Here is a 16,241-nt window from a genome sequence, read left to right as displayed (position 1 = left end):
GGTTCAGCCGCCCCCCGGGATCCCCTTGAGCACCACGTCCGACCCGCTGCCGGAGTGGTCGTCGACGAAACAGCCGAGCCGGTACGGTCCGCGCGCGTTCCGCACCGGCACCTCCACCGAGACCGGCCGCCCCGGCTCCAGGCGCTGGGCCGGGATCCGCGCCACCTCGGTGCCCTGGTCCGCGCGCAGCGGCACCACCCGGCCCGGCGACTGCACCACCACCAGGTCGGGCAGGGGACAGGGCTGCTCGGCGGTCAGCTCCAGGAGGGTCCGCCGCCGGAACGTGCCGGCCTGCACGAACCGGTAGTGCACCGGGACGCCGCCGCCGGCCACCCGCACGCCGACCGGACTGCCCACGGTCTCGCCCTCGCCGTCCCGGCTGACCGTGGCCACCAAGATCCGGACCGGCCGCAGCCCTGTGGTGATCTGCAGGCCGCCGTCGTCGCGGTAGGCGCGCAGCCAGCAGTCGACCTGCTCGGACTGCTCCGGTGAGCCGTCCTCCGGCCACCAGCGCACCCGCACCAGGGACACGCCGTCCGGCCAGCCCCAGCCGAGCCGCACGACCGGGCCGACGCGCCGGGCCCGCAGGTCGGTGACCGGAGCGACGTTGGTGACCGAGACCGTCGGTCCGGTGATCGCCCGGCCGCCGCCGACGCTGAAGGCGGTGACGAAGACCCGCCCGGCGGGCATGGGCAGGACCAGCGCGGCCCGGCGGTCCGCCGCCGGCTCCGCTCTTCCGATCAATTCCCGGCCGTACGACGTGAGCTCCGCGCCGGTGATCTCGGCCCCCCGGTGCCATCGCGGCCGGTGCGCCGCCGAGCGCAACACCACGTCCCCGCTCGCCGGCAGCGTCCAGGCCAGCCGCAACCGTCCCGGGTCCTGTCCGGGCAGCGGCTCCACGGCCAGGTCCGGCACCTCCTCCGGGGCGGCCTGCGGGGTGGCCGTGACGGTGACCCCGCTCGACAGCGCCGGATAGCCGGCCCGGATCAGATAGCGGTACTGCACGCCGGGCTCGAGGTTCTCGTCGGAGAACCCGTTGCGCCCGGCCCGCACCGGCGCTCCGCCCGGCTCGCGGACCACCGTGAACCCGGTCGCGTCCGGGCGTGCCGACCAGGTGACCCGCACGCTCGACTCGTCGGCCACCGCGCTCACCCCGGTGACGTCGGGCAGCAGCGACACCGGCCCGGCCGTGGCGCCCGGCGACCACACACCCGCCGAGCGTGTCGCGAAGACGGTGTAGAAGAGGTCGTCGCCGGCCGGTGCGCCGGCGTCGGCCAGCTCGTTGCCGTCGGTCCGGCCCACCACGTCGCCGTCGCCGGCCGAGCCGGCGGGCCGTTGCCGGGTGCGCACCACCTGATAGGTCACGCCGCCGGTGCGTGCCGGGCTCGGCGTCCAGCTGACCGTGACCCGTTCGCCGGCGGCGGTGCCGGCCCGCACGGCCGGCGCCGGCGGCGGGGCGACGGCGCGCAGCCGGCCGGCCAGGTCGGTGTCGTCGGCGGCTTCCCGGACCGCTGTGGTGAGCAGCTCGGCGGCGTGCTCCGGGCGGCCCGCGGCGATCTCCTGCTGGGCCCGCGCGGCCAGCTCGGCCACGCGCCGCACCGCGTCCCGGACCCGTTCCCGCAGGTCGGCGCCCTCGTTCGCGGGGAGCGTGAGCAACGCCCGCTCGGCCGCCCGCAGCTCCCCGCGGACCAGCAGTTCCTCGATCTCGCCGGTCGCGTCCCGCCGGTCCGGCGTCCCGGTCCCCCGGTTGAGCACCGCGAGCGCGAACTCCTCGGCCTCCTCGCGCGGCAGCCCGAGCCGGGTCGCCTCGCGGGCCACCACGCGCACCTTGCCCAGCCCGGCGGCCGGCCGCACCGCCTCGGTCAGCTCCCAGAGCACCAGCTCGCCGACGGTGCCGTCGGCGATCGCCCCGCTCAGCGCGGCCAGCAGGCTCTCGGTGGCGGTCTTGCGGTCGTCCTGCCTCTGCCGCTCGGCCCGGGCGCGTACGCCGTCGAACCGGCCCGTGGTCAGCGGGCGGCCCTCGACCCGCAGGCCGGAGCGCAGTGTGAAGGCGACCGCCGCCCGGTCGTCGGCGAGCACGTGCAGGGAGAGCGGCAGGCCCAGCGTCCGGGTGCTGCGCAGCACCACGCGGCCGCCCGGCGGTGGGCTCTCCGGCAGCGGCCAGAGCTCGTCGATCACCCGGACCCGCTTGCGGGCCAGCAGCTCGCGCAGCCGGGCCTCGACGGCCGCGCCGCCGAGCGGGGCGGCCGCGGCGGCCAGCGCGGCGGCGGACACCACCGGGTCGCTGGCCAGCTCGTTGACGATCTCGTCCAGCGCGCGGCCGGTCTCCTTGGCGACCCGCTCGCGCTCGGCGAGGAAATGCTCGGCGGAGAGCTGCCCGCCGTCGCGCAGTTTCGTGTGCGCGGCGTTCAGCGCCTCCACGATCTTCTGGTAGACCTTGCGCTGGGTGCCCAGCTGCTGCCAGTACTTGACGACCGCGGTGACGTGCGCGTCGAAGGCGTCACCGCGGGGTGGTCGGCCGGTGTCGATGCCGTACCGCAGGAGAAGGTCCGCCGGCGGGGTGTTGCCGTTGCGCCGCGCCGGGTCCAGCACCTCCACCCGGTACCGGTCCTGATCGAACATCGCCCGGGCCGTCCTCAGGCCGAGACGTGGTAACGCGCCACAGCGGTCCGGGCGGCGCTCACCTGCTCGTCGGTGAGCCCGCCCCGGATCTGGACCTCGATGCGCAGATCCTTGCCCGTCGTCAGCTCGACCGCGTGCACCCTGAGCAAGCCGTCCGTCTCCATCTGGAAACTGATGTCGATGGGCGAGTTCTCCGGCAGCCGCGGCAGGCCGGTGATCAGGCCCTCGGCGATGTGCTCGTTGTCCTCGAGCGCCTCCGACTCCACCGAGCCGGACTGCTCCCAGATCTCCACCGAGATCTCCACCTGATCGGGGTACGCCGTGCCGAACCGCTGCGGGGCGGTCTCGGCCGGCAGCGGGGTGTTGGCCCGCAGCACGTGCTCGATGGTGAAGTGCTCCCGGCTGCCCTGCCGGTTCACCACCTTGACGCCGAAGGCGCGCGGCACCACGGTGGCCACCCGCTTGCCGGCCAGCGCCCGCACCTTCTCGGCGGGGATGTTCAGCTGCTCGGCGACCTCCTCGACGACCGCGGCCGGCGCCTCGCCGCCCTCCTCGGGCAGGTGCACCTTCACCGACTCGATCAGCGCGTACCGCGCGGCGCCCTTGGCCACGGCCAGGTCGGGGTCGTGCATCCGGGGCTTGAGACCCAGCTCCTCCAGCGCCGCGGTGACCGCCGGCATCCGGCTGGAGCCGCCCACCAGCAACACGTCGTCGAACTCGGTGACACCACGTCCGGCGGCGGTCTCCAGGGTGCGCCGGGTGATCGCGACGGTGCGCTGCAGCAGCTCCGCGGTCAGCTCCTCGAAGCGCTCCCGGGTCACCTCGATCTGCGAGCTCTCGCCGTTGAACCGGGCGTTGAACCGGCGGCTCTGCATCCGGCTCAGCTGCTTCTTGATGTCCTCCGCGCCGGCCGCCAGCTCCTGCAGGAACTCCTCGTCGTCGGCCGCCCCGGTGCCCGGGTGCTCGGCCTGGAACTGCTCCAGCAGGTACTCCGCGAGACGGTCGTCCCAGTCGGCGCCGCCGAGGTGGTGGTCGCCGTCGGTGCAGATGACCTGGATCTCCTCGGGGGAGACCCGGATGACAGTGGTGTCGAAGGTGCCACCGCCCAGGTCGTACACGAAAATGGTCTTCGTCCCGCCGCTGGAGATCGCGTCGTAGTGCAGCGCGGCCGCGACCGGCTCGTCCACGATGCTCAGCACGTTGAGCCCGGCGATCTCGCCGGCCTTGCGGGTGGCGTTGCGCTCGGCCACGCCGAAGTAGGCCGGGACGGTGATCACCACGTCCTTGACCTCCTCCCCGACGTTCTCCGCGGCGGCGTCGGCAAGCTCGCGGAGGATCAGCGCGGAGATCGACTCCGGGGTGTGCGTCTGGCCGTGCACCGAGATCTCGAAGGACTTGCCCATCTGCCGCTTGATCAGCGAGACCACCAGGTCCGGCTGGATCTTGGCGACGGCCTTTGCCTCCTTGCCGACCACTACGTTGTCCGGGCTCTCGAAGAAGACGACAGACGGCGTGGTGTCGTCGCCGGGCCGGTTCTTGATGATCGCCGGCCGGCCGGTGTCGTCGATGTGGGCGACGCAGGAGTACGTCGTGCCCAGGTCGATGCCGAAGGTGGCCATGGCGCTACTCGCTTCCGACGGGGTCAGGGTGAACGGTCTCGGTGGAGTCCAGGGCGAGATCGACGGGGTCGTCGCCGGCCGGCGGCGCCTCGTACCGGTAGAGGCGGGCGCGGGCCGGCCGGCGCACCTTCTGGGTCTCGATCTCCAGCAGCCCGGCGGCGAGCGGCTCGGCGACGGTCCTGTCCCGGCTCGGGTCGTCGGTCGGCACTGTCCCGGCCGGCGCGTGCCGCCCGGCGGTGAACGCCTCGCCGGGCACGGCCGGGAACAACTCGTAACCGCAGCGCTCGACGGCGAGCGTGACGTCGTCGGCGAAGCCGGCCAGCAGCTTGCTGGCCCGCGGGTCGTCGGCGACCAGGCGCCCGGCCTCCCGGGCCATCGAGTCGTGCAGCCGCAGCAGGTCGCTGACCACCGGCTCCAGGATCACCCGGCGCAGGCCGTCACGGAACTCCTGGTTCTCGGCGTGCAGGCGGTCGATGATCGACTCGCGGTGCGCCGAGCGCCTGTGGAACTCGGCGAGCTGCGCCTCGATCCGCTCCAGCAGCGGTTGGGAATCGTCCACGCGTCATCGCCTCCCCGAAGCGGCACGCCGGTCACTGTCAGTTTTGGAACGTATCGGGTCTTGCTGGGTGGCGCCATGCCCGAGTGTGCCGGATGCCGGATTTACGGTGGGGAGGAGCAAGCCGAACGGGCGGCCCGTTCCGCTTGTTGCTACGGGGTCGTGGCGGTCACCGGCCCGGGAGATCCGGGACCGGTGTGCCTGCGGGCCGGTTTCAGGGCAGGACCACGCAGCGGCGGCAGCGGGCCTCGTAGGAGTAGGTGCCGTCGTCCGGGAGCGCCGTCGACGGGGCCAGCTCGCGGATGAACGGCTTGCCGCTCTCCAGCACCTGGGTGTGCGTCGCGTCCAGCGACCGGCACACGTCGCACACCGCCCGGCGGTAGACCACCTTCTCCGGGGCCAGCTCGAACAGCGCCCGCACCGGGGCGAACAGCTGCCCGCGGTGGTCCAGGTCGATCCCGGCGACTACCACCTTCACCCCGCGCCGCACCGCGACACCCAGCTCGGCGATGTCGCCGACGGTGAACATGTGGATCTCGTCGACGCCGATCACCTCGACGTCCCCGTCCGCGGCGCCGGCCAGCGTGTGCACCTTCACCGTCTCCAGGCTGCCGCCGGACCGCGAGGTCACCGCGGTGTCCCGGCCGTGCCGCGCCGACTGGTAGATCCGGTGCGGGATGCCGGTGTGCTGCAGCGGCGACAGCAGGCTGATCATCTCGAGCGACTTGCCGCCCTTCATCGGGCCGAGGATCACGGTCAGGTCCATGACCGGAGAGCCTGCCATTGATCGGTGGGTGGGCGGTGACCAGGGCTGATCGCCGGCGCTCAGCGGGTGGCCGGGATCATGCCGAGCCGCTCCGGGCGGCCTCGGGTCCGTTTGCCGCTTTCTGTCCGGCAGCGCTTGCCCGTTCGGCCGTGGTCTCCGGATCCGCCCCGCGGCGGGCCTGCCGCTCGGCCGGGCGGCGGGTGCCCTCAGAGGTGCCTCACTTGACCCCTCTCACCTTCCCGGCCGGCGGCGGCGTTCCCGGATGGACAGCCGGTCGGTTCGCAGTGGTGCTGGCTGTACCGCGCGGGTTCGGCGGCCGATCCATCCGGCCCCTGACCACGGCGGATGCCGGGACACGCGAGACTGGCGCGGTGCACGGCCGGCTCGGCGGAGTACCGCCGGTGTCCGCGAACGACACACCCGATTCCCTCGCCAGCACTGTGTCGGTCGTCACATAGGCGTCATGAACACTCCCGCGTGATCGAGGGGCGGCAACGCGCGTCGATGGTCGGGATCCGGAAGGTTGCTTGAGTAATCTCGACAGCGCCCACCCGCAAGAGCGACCGGAGAGGCCCGCATGGCGAGCAGCCCCCTCGTGCGCCGTCTCCGGCTCGCCGCGAGTCTGCGCCAGATCCGCGCCACCGCGGGCGCGGACGGCGGCCCGCTGAAGGCCGAGGAGCTCGCCCGGCGCAGCGGCCAGAACCGGGTCGTCATCTCCCGGCTGGAGACCGGCGACCGGCGGCCCGACGTCGGCCGGGTGATGAACGTGCTGGAGGGGCTGGGCCTGGAGGAGGGCAGCGAGCCGTATCGTTCGCTGCTCCGGATCGCCCGGGACGCCGCGGCGACCGGCTGGTGGGACGCCCGGATGTTCGTCAACATGGGCCGACGCATGGCCCAGACCGCGAACCTGGAGTCCGGCGCCGCCAAGATCAGGGAGTACCACAACAGCCTGCTGCCCGGACTGGTGCAGACCTCGGCGTTCGCCAGGCACCTGGCGGAGGGGGCTCTTCGGGACGGCGCGGAGCTCGACGTCGAGGCCAACCTCGCGGGCCGGGCGCGTCGCCAGGAGATTCTCGACCCGGGCGGCGCCGAGTACGAGATGATCCTTGAGGTGCAGGCCATCCAACGGATCACCGCGCCGGAGCCGGTGCTGGTCGAGCAGCTCAGGCACCTGCTCAGCCTGGCCCAGAAGCCCAATATCAAGATGCGCGTGCTGCCGGTCGACGCGCGCCTGCCGAAAGGGCTGCTGCCGAGGGCGCCGTTCTCGATGTACGACTACACCGATCCGGGTGACCCCACAGTCGTGGCCGTGGACACGGTCACGACGGACATTCTCCTCACCGAGCCCGCCGACGTCGTCAGTTACGCGTTGATGTGGGCTCGGCTCGATGCGGCCGCGCTGTCCCAGGAAGCCAGCGTGGAGTTAGTCAAGAGAGCGGCCGACGCGCTGGCCGGCAAACGTTCCAGATGAGAGGTCCCCACCATGATCGACATCGCGGCCTTGGTCGAGAACCAGCAGGCCTTGACCGAGAAGTATCAGAACACCAGGTTCCACAAATCGAGCCGCAGCCAGGGCGACTCGAACTGCGTGACCGTCGGCGTGGCGGACGACGGGCGTGTCGCGGTCCGCGACACCAAGCTCGGGCCGAACTCGCCGACGCTGGAGTTCACGGCGAGTGAGTGGGCCGCCTTCAAGGAAGGCGTCCTTCGCGGCGAGTTCTGATCCGCGCGGTATTCCGGCCGGGTTCGCCTTCTGGCGGGCCCGGCCCTCTTGTCGACCGAGCGGCACTCGCGGCCGGAGCGCTTCCGGTCTCTTCGTGCGCGGCTTCCCGAGCCGCCTTTCCGAACCGGGCGGTCTTGCCGCCGCTCACTTCCCGCCGCTTTCGCGTCGCGTGGCATTCGGGACGATTCGCTTTTGGGCCTTTCTTGATCCGCGCGGCGTTTCGGCTGTTCTGCCGGCTTGTCACCTGTTAGGGGAGACCTTTCCCTTGTGATCAAGCAATGGCGCCTGCCAGATTGGAAATGTACCAACGAGCGTCATTGCCCGTCAGAAACTCTCGAACGGGGAAAGCCATGGAGATCGCGTCCGGAGGGGCATGGTCATGACCGAGCCGCCACGCTCCGGTGACGTGCTCTTCGTCGGGCGGGAGGCGAGCGTGCAGTTCGCCGGCGAGCGGGCGCTCTACCTCCGGGTGATCCGGGTGCTGCCGCACGACACCTACCAGGGCTGGATCTGGCTGGACGGCTACACGGTGAGCACGGACGGCGAGGCGGTCGAGCGCCGCACCATCTTCGTGCAACTCGCCGGCCTGCGCACGGTCGCCCCGGCCCCGACCCCGGCCCCGGCTCCGCGGCGCGGCGACAATCGCGGCCCGGCCGGCCGTCAGTGGGCGGGCAGGTTGCAACCGGCCATGATGGCCCGGCGGAACAGGTGACCCGCGCGCCGAAACCCACCGACCGCCCGTCGGCGGCTGGCGCGCCGCGATCGGCTGCGGCGGCCCGGCGGAACGGGTGACGACTGGACCCGGACGGCTGTTGTCCCGGTTCGCGGTGACAGGGGAGGCTTCCAGCCCGCTCTGTCGTCACTTCCGGGAGTTCCCATGCCCGACCCCACCGTCCGCCGCACGGTGGCCGCCGCCACGATCGTCTTCATCGGCGCCGCTCTGCTGATCCTTAGCGGCCTGCTCGGCGGGACTGTTCGCGACGTGGTGTACCTGCTGCTCCCGGCCGCCTGGCTGACCATCTGCTGCGGGCTGGCCGGCATGGCGCTGTCCCGCACGCGTCGCGCGGGTTAGGACCCGGGGCCAAGCCCAGCGCGAACCATCGGACAGATCCCGCCTGAACCGCCTGCCGGGCCGGCGCCGAACCGCTGTCCACATCGGGTGTGATCCCCTGGTCAGGCCGGGTGGGGCCGGCGGGCCGGGCCCGGCGTGCGAAGGCCGGCGGCGGGCTCACAACCTCGGCGCACCCGTCGTGAGGATCGAGTAACTGGCGAAGCACTCTCCGGTGACAGTACGGTAACGGCGACTTCCTAGCGTGACCGTTCGAGGACGACCCGTCGGACGGAAGGGATCTGCCTGTGGCCGGCGATGTCACCCAGGTGCGCACCGTTTGCGGCTACTGCGGCGTCGGCTGCGGGATGGTGCTCGACGTCGCCCGGGACGCCGACGGGCGGCGGCGGGTGCTGCGGGCGAGCGGCGACCGCGAGCATCCGGCGAACGCGGGCCGCCTCTGCACCAAGGGCGCCACCAGCGCGGACCTGCTCGCGGCGGGCAGCCGGCTGGACTACGCGCTGGTCCGCGGCGAGCGCGGGGCGGAGCCGGAGAAGCAGCCCCTGGACCAGGCGATCGCGGAGACCGCGCGCCGGCTCCGGGCGATCGTCGACGAGCACGGCCCGGACGCCTTCGCCATGTACGTTTCCGGCCAGATGACGCTGGAAGCTCAGTATCTGGCGAACAAGCTGGTCAAGGGCTTCATCGGAACCAACAACATCGAGTCGAACTCGCGGCTGTGCATGGCCAGCGCGGGCACCGGGTACAAGCTGTCGCTGGGCGCCGACGGGCCGCCCGGCTCCTACGACGACCTGGACCACGCCGACGTCTTCTTCGTGATCGGCGCGAACATGGCGGACTGCCACCCGATCCTGTTCCTGCGGATGATGGACCGGGTCAAGGCCGGCGCCAAGCTCATCGTGGTCGATCCTCGCCGCACCGCGACCGCCGACAGGGCCGACCTCTTCCTGCAGATCCGCCCGGGCACCGACCTGGCGCTGCTGAACGGGCTGCTCCGCCTCGTCGACAAGGACGAGGACTTCATCGCGGAGCACACCGAGGGCTGGGAGGCGATGCCGGAGCTGCTCGCCGACTACCCGCCGGCCCGGGTGGCCGAGCTGACCGGGCTGCCGGAGGCGGACATCCGCACCGTCGCCGAGTGGATCAGCGGCGCCGCGAACTGGGTCACCCTGTGGACCATGGGGCTGAACCAGAGCACCCACGGCACCTGGAACACCAACGCGATCTGCAACCTGCACCTGGCGACCGGCGCGATCTGCCGCACCGGAAGCGGCCCGCTGTCGCTGACCGGCCAGCCGAACGCGATGGGCGGCCGGGAGATGGGCTACATGGGACCGGGCTTGCCCGGTCAACGCTCGGTGCTGGTCCCCGCCGACCGGGAGTTCACCGAGCAGGTCTGGGGACTGCCCGGCGGAACGCTGCGCACCGACGTGGGCCGGGGCACCGTCGAGATGTTCGAGCGGATGGCGGCCGGCGAGATCAAGGCCTGCTGGATCGTCTGCACGAACCCGGTGGCCTCGGTCGGCAACCGGAAGACCGTGATCGCCGGGTTGGAGGCCGCCGAGCTGGTGATCACGCAGGACGCGTTCGCGGAGACCGAGACGAACGCGTACGCGGACATCGCGCTGCCCGCCGCGATGTGGTCGGAGACCGACGGCATCATGATCAATTCTGAGCGGAATCTGACCCTGGTGCACCCGGTCGCCGACACCCCGGGCGAGGCATTGCCGGACTGGATGTTGATCGCCCGGGTCGCGGTCGCGATGGGTTTCGGAGACGATTTCTCGTACGACAGCAGCGCCCGGATCCTCGACGAGATCAAACGGTTCGCCAACCCCCAGACCGGTTACGACCTGCGCGGGGTCTCGTACGAGAGGCTGGCCGAAGGCCCGGTCCAGTGGCCGGCGGCGCCCGGCGGACCGGACCGCAACCCGATCCGGTACCGCGATCTGCGGTTCCCCACCGCGAGCGGCAGGGCCGTCTTCCACGCCAGGCCGCATCTCGACCCGGCCGAGTTGCCCGACGACGACTTCCCGTTCGTGCTGAACACCGGCCGCCTGCAGCACCAGTGGCACACGATGACCAAGACCGGGAAGATCGCCAAGCTCAACAAGCTCAACCCGGGCCCGTTCGTGGAGATCAACCCGGCTGACGCAGCGGCGTACGCAATCACCGACGGTGACCAGGTGGAGATCGAGTCGCGGCGGGGGCGGGCGGTGCTGCCGGCGGTGGTCACCGACCGGGTGGTGCCTGGCGCGTGCTTCGCCCCCTTCCACTGGAACGACCTGTTCGGGGAATACGTCAGCGTCAACGCGGTGACCAGTGACGCGGTCGATCCGCTCAGTTTCCAGCCGGAGCTGAAGGTGTGCGCGGTGGCCCTTTCCAAAGTGGCCGCCACGGCGGTTCCAGAGAAGGCGGAGCCGGACCGCAACCGGATCCACGACCTGCTCGGCCTCGACCCCGAACCGCCGGCGCTCACCGACGGGCAGCGTCGCTACCTGGCCGGATTCCTGGCCGGACTGCCGCCGGCGCGACCGGGCGTCCCGACGTTGCCGGCCGGCGCGCCGTTCGACGCGGACACGGCGATGTGGGTCAACGGGCTGCTCGCGGGCGTGTTCTCCGCCGTACCGGCAGATGGTGCCGAGCTGCCGAGGCCCAGCGGGCCGAGGCTGCAGATCCTGTGGGCGTCGCAGACCGGCAACGCCGAGGAGTTCGCGCGCGGGCTCTCCGCGAGACTCTCCAGGGTCGGACACCAGATCTCGGTACGGGAGATGAACGCGACAGCCGCGGAACTGCTCGACCCCGGCGCCGATCTGCTCGTCGTCACCAGCACGTTCGGTGACGGCGACGCGCCGGACAACGGCGCCGCGTTCTGGCAGTCGCTGTCCGGCGACGGCGCGCCCCGGCTCGACGGCCGCCGGTTCGCGGTGCTGGCGTTCGGCGATTCCAGCTACGACGACTTCTGCGGACACGGCCGGCGCCTCGACGAGCGTCTCGCCGAGCTGGGCGGCGTCCGGCTGGCGGCGCGCGCCGACTGCGAGCCGGACTTCGAGGAGACCGCGGCCGGCTGGTTGGAGTCGGTCGTCACGGCACTGACCGCCAAGCCGGTCCCGGCGCCGACCAAGGCCACCCCGGTGACCGCCACGCTGATCGGGAACCGCCTGCTCAGCGGCGCCGGCTCGGCCAAGGAGGTGCGCCGGTTCACGTTCGACACCGGCGGGCTGCTGGACTATCGGGCCGGCGACGCGCTCGGCGTCTGGCCGGTCAACGACGCCGAGCTGGTCGAGGAGTGGCTGACCGTCACCGGGCTCACCGCGGACGCCGCTGTCGAGCTCGACCAGGTCGGCATGATCCCGCTCGCCGAGGCGCTCAGCAGGCATCTCGACATCACCAGGATCACCACGGACCTGCTCCGGTTCGCCGTCGAACGCGGTGGTGACGCCCAGCTCAAGACGCTGCTGCGGCCGGACAACAAGGGTGAGCTGGCCAAGTGGACGTGGGGCCGGCAGGCCGTCGACCTGATCGCCGAGCAGGGTGTGCGGGCGTCCGCGCAGGAGTGGGCCGGCGTGCTGAAGCGGCTGCGGCCACGGCTGTACTCGATCAGCTCGACGCCGCTGCTCGACCCGGATCGGGTGAGCCTGACCGTGTCGGTGGTCCGCTTCGACAGCCTGCTCGGCCGCGGTCGCAAGGGCGTCTGCTCGACGCATCTGGCCGACGCCGGGCCGGACCTGCGGGTGCCGCTCTTCGTACAGAAGGCGCCGCATTTCCGCCCGCCCGCGGACCCGTCGACGCCGATGATCATGGTGGGGCCGGGCACCGGGGTGGCGCCGTTCCTGGGGTTCCTGCAGGAGCGGCAGGCGACCGGGGCGGCCGGGGCGAACTGGCTGTTCTTCGGTGAGCAGCGGCGCGCGACCGACTTCTACTACCAGGAGGAGCTGGCGGCGCTGTCCGCGGCGGGCACGCTCAGCCGGCTGGATCTGGCGTTCTCCCGCGATCAGCGGACCAAGATCTACGTCCAGGACCGGATGCGGGAGCAGGGGGCGCAGCTGTGGGCCTGGCTGCAGGACGGCGCGCACTTCTACGTGTGCGGCGACGCCAGCCGGATGGCCAAGGACGTGGATCGGACATTGCACGAGATCGCGGTGCATCACGGGCGCCTGTCGCCGGAGGCGGCGACCGCTCATCTCGAACAGCTGGCCGCCGACAAGCGCTACGTCCGGGACGTCTACTGACACGGCGAGGCGTGGGCTCCGGTGTCCGGTGGGCGCTCGCGCGGCCGTTCCCGGCGCTCTAGCCTAGCGTCGAGGGCGGTCGGTTTCTTCCCGTGCGCCGGGGACGCGGGGTGTGGCCGGCGGTGGGAGGTGCCTCACGGCCCGGGACAAGCCGCTGGTGACCAGTCGGGAGCCGTCCGCCGGCGGTGAGAGGCCCGGGACAAGCCTCTGGTGACCAGTCGGGAGCCGTCCGCCGGTGGTGAGAGGCCCGGGACAGGCCGCTGGTGACCAGTCGGGAACCGTCCGCCGGCGGTGAGAGGCCCGGGACACGGCTCCGGTGACCGGACCGGCCGGCGCTCAAGGGCGCTGCCAGCGCTGAGCCGAAAACTCAACGTATCGAAGTGTCGGGGTGCCCATTGCGCCCAAGGACTTCGGCATCCTACGCTGCCAACAGCGGGAAAGCGCTTTCCGCAAACATCCGGAGGTAACCGCACATGGCAGCGCGCAGATCGATCGGCATCGTGATCAACGGAGTGACCGGCCGGATGGGTTACCGGCAGCACCTGGTCCGCAGCCTGCTCGCCATCCGTGAGCAGGGCGGCGTGGCCCTGCCGGGCGGCGGCCACATCTGGCCCGAGCCGATCCTGGTCGGCCGCGACCCCGACAAGCTCGCCGCGATCGCGGCGCGGCACGGCCTCACCGAGTGGACCACCGACCTGGACGCGGCGCTGGCCCGGCCGGACGTGGAGATCTACTTCGACGCGCAGGTGACCCAGCGGCGGGAGAAGGCGATCCGCCAGGCGATCGCGGCCGGCAAGCACGTCTACACCGAGAAGCCGCTCGCCGAGAGCTCGGTCGCCGCCGAGGAGCTGGCCGAGCTGGCGGCCTCCGCGGGCATCCGCAACGGCGTGGTGCAGGACAAGTTGTTCCTGCCCGGCCTGCGCAAACTGAGGCGCCTGGTGGACGGCGGCTTCTTCGGCCGGATCCTGTCGGTGCGCGGCGAGTTCGGCTACTGGGTCTTCGAGGGCGACTGGCAGACCGCTCAGCGTCCCAGCTGGAACTACCGGCTGGCCGACGGCGGCGGCATCGTGATGGACATGTTCCCGCACTGGAACTACGTGCTGGAGGAGCTGTTCGGCGCGGTCCGCGGCGTGCAGGCGACGGTGGCCACGCACATCGGCACGCGGGTGGACGAGCGCGGCGAGGAGTACGCCGCGGACGCCGACGACGCCGCGTACGCGATCTTCGAGCTGGAGGGCGGGATCGTTGCCCAGATCAACTCCTCCTGGGCGGTCCGGGTCAACCGGGACGAGCTGGTCGAGTTCCAGGTCGACGGCACCCACGGCAGCGCCGTCGCCGGCCTGCGCCGTTGCCGCATCCAGCATCGGGCGGGCACCCCCAAGCCGGTCTGGAACCCGGATCTGCCGGCCACCGAGTCCTTCCGCGATCAGTGGAGCGAGGTGCCCGACAACGAGGAGTTCGACAACGGTTTCAAGGTGCAGTGGGAGGCGTTCCTCCGGCATGTCGTGGCCGGCGAGGCGTTCCACTGGGACTTCGCCTCGGGCGCGCGCGGGGTCCGGCTCGCCGAGGCGGGGCTGCGGTCGGCGCGCGAGGGCCGCCGGATCGAGCTGGGGGGAGCCTGAGATGGCGGTGGTGAACCTGCCTTCCGGCCGCCGGTTGACGCTCGGCGCCGGCACTGCCTGGGCCCGGCCGGATGGTCCGCCGGCGAGCCGGGTCGCCTTCGCCGCCGCGCACGTCGTCGCCGATCCGCGGGCGGACAACGCGCCCGGCGCGCCCGCGGCCCTGGACTGGGAGGCCACCCTGGCCTTCCGCCGCCACCTCTGGTCGCACGGCCTCGGGGTCGCCGAGGCGATGGACACCGCGCAGCGCGGGATGGGCCTCGACTACGCCGCGACCCGGGAGCTGATCCGGCGCAGCGCGGCCGAGGCGGCCGCGGTGGGCGGGCGGATCGTGGCCGGGGTGGCGACCGATCAGTTGCCGCCGGGTCCGGCGGCGCTGGAGGAGATCCGATCGGCGTACGAGGAGCAGCTGGCCGACGTCTCCGCGGCGGGCGCCGTGCCGGTGCTGATGTGCAGCCGGCACCTGGCCGGCACCGCCCGCGACGCGGACGACTACCTGGCCACCTATCGCGCCCTGCTGGAGATCTCCGACCGGCCGGTCGTCCTGCACTGGCTCGGCACCGCGTTCGACCCCGCTCTGGAGGGCTACTGGGGCTCGTCCGACGTGGACAAGGCCACCGAGACGGTGCTGGAGCTGATCAACGGCAATCCGGCCAAGGTCGACGGCATCAAGATCTCTCTGCTCGACGCCGAGCACGAGATCCGGCTGCGCCGCCGGCTGCCCGCCGGCGTCCGGCTCTACACCGGCGACGACTTCGACTATCCGCGGCTGATCCGGGGCGACGAGCAGGGTTACTCGGACGCTCTGCTCGGCATCTTCGCGGCGATCGCCCCGGCCGCGTCCGCCGCGTTCGCCGCCCTCGACCGGGGTGATCTCGACGGGTACGACCGGATCCTGGCCCCGACGGTCCCGCTGTCGCGGCACATCTTCGAGAAACCGACGTTCTACTACAAGACCGGCATCGTCTTCCTCGCCTGGCTGGCCGGTCACCAGTCGCACTTCACCATGGTCGGCGGCCTGCAGTCGGGCCGCTCGGTGCCGCACTTCGCCAGGCTGATCGAGCTGGCCGACGCGGCCGGCCTGCTTCCCGACCCCGAGCTGGCGGCACACCGGGCCGGTCGATTCTTCGAGGTGACAGTGGGATGAGCCGGTTCTCCTTCAACCAGATCACCGCCAAACCGTGGACCCTGCCCGAGATGGTCGCCGGCTGCGTCGCGGCCGGAGTCGACCAGGTCGCGCTCTGGCGGGAGCCGGTCGCCGAGTACGGCCTGGACCGCGCCGCGGCCCTGGTCCGCGACGCCGGTCTGCGCGTGACCACGCTTTGCCGGAGCGGCTTCTTCCAGCTGCCCGGCTGGTTCGACGACAACCGCCGGGCGATCGACGAGGCGGCCGCGCTACGGGCGCCGGTCCTGGTGCTGGTCTCCGGCGGCCTGCCGGAGGGCTCCCGGGACCTGGCCGGCGCCCGGGAGCACGTCGCGGACGCGATCGGGCGGCTGGTCCCGGACGCTGCCGCGGCCGGGGTGACACTGGCCGTCGAGCCACTGCATCCGATGTACGCCGCGGACCGGTGCGTGATCAGCACCTGGGACCAGGCGCTGGCGATCGCCGAGCGGCATCCCGCGGAGCACGTCGGGGTCACCGTCGACACGTATCACCTGTGGTGGGACGACACCGTGCTGGAGAAGATCGCCCGCGCCGGGGACCGGATCGCGATCTACCAGCTCGCGGACTGGATCACGCCGCTGCCGGCCGGGGTGCTCACCGGGCGGGGCCTGCCCGGGGACGGCTGCATCGACATGCGGGCCTTCCACGACGCGGTGGACAAGGCGGGTTACCGCGGGCCGATCGAGGTCGAGGTGATGAACGCGGACCTGTGGGAGCGCCCGGGCCGGGACGTCCTGGCCGCGACGATGACGTCCTTCGAGCGCTCGTTCCGTGGGCGGTGAGCTCGCTTCCGGAGCGACGGACTGCGGATGGACGGCGAAGCCGGCCCGCTGAGCGTGGGCCGGCTTTCTTGTGACTCACATCACTCCG

12 protein-coding genes are annotated in these 16,241 nt (G+C 72.2%); 8 read left to right on the top strand and 4 right to left on the bottom strand.

What is annotated here, in order from left to right:
* Window positions 1–3: 3 nt before the first annotated feature.
* The 4 genes from Asi03nite_RS29445 to Asi03nite_RS29430 all read right to left on the bottom strand — a co-directional run bounded on the left by Asi03nite_RS29445 (window position 4) and on the right by Asi03nite_RS29430 (window position 5,563).
* A complete protein-coding gene (locus tag Asi03nite_RS29445) occupies window positions 4–2,622 on the bottom strand; it encodes a hypothetical protein (protein ID WP_203683750.1) in 2,619 nt (872 codons plus the stop codon).
* 14 nt (window positions 2,623–2,636) lie between these two features.
* Window positions 2,637–4,241 carry an Hsp70 family protein gene (locus Asi03nite_RS29440; protein ID WP_203683749.1) on the bottom strand — a complete coding sequence of 535 codons (1,605 nt, stop codon included), beginning with the start codon at window positions 4,239–4,241 and terminating at the stop codon, window positions 2,637–2,639.
* A 4-nt stretch (window positions 4,242–4,245) separates the two neighbouring features.
* Window positions 4,246–4,800 (bottom strand): molecular chaperone GrpE, encoded by a 555-nt coding sequence (locus Asi03nite_RS29435; protein WP_203683748.1) that lies wholly within the window; start codon window positions 4,798–4,800, stop codon window positions 4,246–4,248.
* Between the two features lie 211 nt (window positions 4,801–5,011).
* Window positions 5,012–5,563 carry a thymidine kinase gene (locus Asi03nite_RS29430; protein WP_203683747.1) on the bottom strand — a complete coding sequence of 184 codons (552 nt, stop codon included), beginning with the start codon at window positions 5,561–5,563 and terminating at the stop codon, window positions 5,012–5,014.
* A 577-nt stretch (window positions 5,564–6,140) separates the two neighbouring features.
* Between Asi03nite_RS29430 and Asi03nite_RS29425 the strand changes: the two genes are divergently transcribed.
* The 8 genes from Asi03nite_RS29425 to Asi03nite_RS29390 all read left to right on the top strand — a co-directional run bounded on the left by Asi03nite_RS29425 (window position 6,141) and on the right by Asi03nite_RS29390 (window position 16,153).
* The gene (locus tag Asi03nite_RS29425) at window positions 6,141–7,034 is read left to right on the top strand and encodes a helix-turn-helix domain-containing protein (RefSeq protein WP_203683746.1); all 894 of its coding nucleotides are present in this window, start codon (window positions 6,141–6,143) and stop codon (window positions 7,032–7,034) included.
* Window positions 7,035–7,046: 12 nt separating this feature from the next.
* Window positions 7,047–7,286 carry a DUF397 domain-containing protein gene (locus Asi03nite_RS29420; protein WP_203683745.1) on the top strand — a complete coding sequence of 80 codons (240 nt, stop codon included), beginning with the start codon at window positions 7,047–7,049 and terminating at the stop codon, window positions 7,284–7,286.
* A 379-nt stretch (window positions 7,287–7,665) separates the two neighbouring features.
* Window positions 7,666–7,998, top strand: coding sequence for a hypothetical protein (locus tag Asi03nite_RS29415; protein ID WP_203683744.1), 333 nt, complete (start codon window positions 7,666–7,668; stop codon window positions 7,996–7,998).
* Window positions 7,999–8,163: 165 nt separating this feature from the next.
* A complete protein-coding gene (locus Asi03nite_RS29410) occupies window positions 8,164–8,358 on the top strand; it encodes a hypothetical protein (protein WP_203683743.1) in 195 nt (64 codons plus the stop codon).
* A gap of 284 nt (window positions 8,359–8,642) precedes the next feature.
* A complete protein-coding gene (locus tag Asi03nite_RS29405; protein ID WP_203683742.1) occupies window positions 8,643–12,587 on the top strand; it encodes a bifunctional nitrate reductase/sulfite reductase flavoprotein subunit alpha in 3,945 nt (1,314 codons plus the stop codon).
* Window positions 12,588–13,060: 473 nt separating this feature from the next.
* Window positions 13,061–14,209, top strand: a complete 1,149-nt coding sequence (locus Asi03nite_RS29400) for a Gfo/Idh/MocA family protein (RefSeq protein ID WP_203683741.1) — start codon at window positions 13,061–13,063, stop codon at window positions 14,207–14,209.
* Window position 14,210: 1 nt separating this feature from the next.
* The gene (locus Asi03nite_RS29395) at window positions 14,211–15,353 is read left to right on the top strand and encodes a dihydrodipicolinate synthase family protein (protein ID WP_203683740.1); all 1,143 of its coding nucleotides are present in this window, start codon (window positions 14,211–14,213) and stop codon (window positions 15,351–15,353) included.
* Window positions 15,350–16,153, top strand: coding sequence for a sugar phosphate isomerase/epimerase family protein (locus tag Asi03nite_RS29390; RefSeq protein ID WP_203683739.1), 804 nt, complete (start codon window positions 15,350–15,352; stop codon window positions 16,151–16,153). The genes Asi03nite_RS29395 and Asi03nite_RS29390 overlap by 4 nt, the downstream gene beginning before the upstream one ends.
* The last annotated feature ends 88 nt before the right edge of the window (window positions 16,154–16,241 follow it).

Source organism: Actinoplanes siamensis (genome assembly GCF_016862395.1).
GTDB classification, from domain to species: domain Bacteria; phylum Actinomycetota; class Actinomycetes; order Mycobacteriales; family Micromonosporaceae; genus Actinoplanes; species Actinoplanes siamensis.
This window is presented reverse-complemented; position numbering and strand designations above follow the sequence as displayed.

What these genes read in the sequence shown, in the direction of transcription:
- Asi03nite_RS29420 (WP_203683745.1), top strand. Translation starts at nt 7,047, where the DNA reads ATGATCGACATCGCGGCCTTGGTCGAGAACCAGCAGGCCTTGACCGAG.
- Asi03nite_RS29390 (WP_203683739.1), top strand. Translation starts at nt 15,350, where the DNA reads ATGAGCCGGTTCTCCTTCAACCAGATCACCGCCAAACCGTGGACCCTG.
- Asi03nite_RS29430 (WP_203683747.1), bottom strand. Translation starts at nt 5,563, where the DNA reads ATGGACCTGACCGTGATCCTCGGCCCGATGAAGGGCGGCAAGTCGCTC.
- Asi03nite_RS29410 (WP_203683743.1), top strand. Translation starts at nt 8,164, where the DNA reads ATGCCCGACCCCACCGTCCGCCGCACGGTGGCCGCCGCCACGATCGTC.
- Asi03nite_RS29400 (WP_203683741.1), top strand. Translation starts at nt 13,061, where the DNA reads ATGGCAGCGCGCAGATCGATCGGCATCGTGATCAACGGAGTGACCGGC.
- Asi03nite_RS29395 (WP_203683740.1), top strand. Translation starts at nt 14,211, where the DNA reads ATGGCGGTGGTGAACCTGCCTTCCGGCCGCCGGTTGACGCTCGGCGCC.
- Asi03nite_RS29445 (WP_203683750.1), bottom strand. Translation starts at nt 2,622, where the DNA reads ATGTTCGATCAGGACCGGTACCGGGTGGAGGTGCTGGACCCGGCGCGG.
- Asi03nite_RS29415 (WP_203683744.1), top strand. Translation starts at nt 7,666, where the DNA reads ATGACCGAGCCGCCACGCTCCGGTGACGTGCTCTTCGTCGGGCGGGAG.
- Asi03nite_RS29440 (WP_203683749.1), bottom strand. Translation starts at nt 4,241, where the DNA reads ATGGCCACCTTCGGCATCGACCTGGGCACGACGTACTCCTGCGTCGCC.
- Asi03nite_RS29425 (WP_203683746.1), top strand. Translation starts at nt 6,141, where the DNA reads ATGGCGAGCAGCCCCCTCGTGCGCCGTCTCCGGCTCGCCGCGAGTCTG.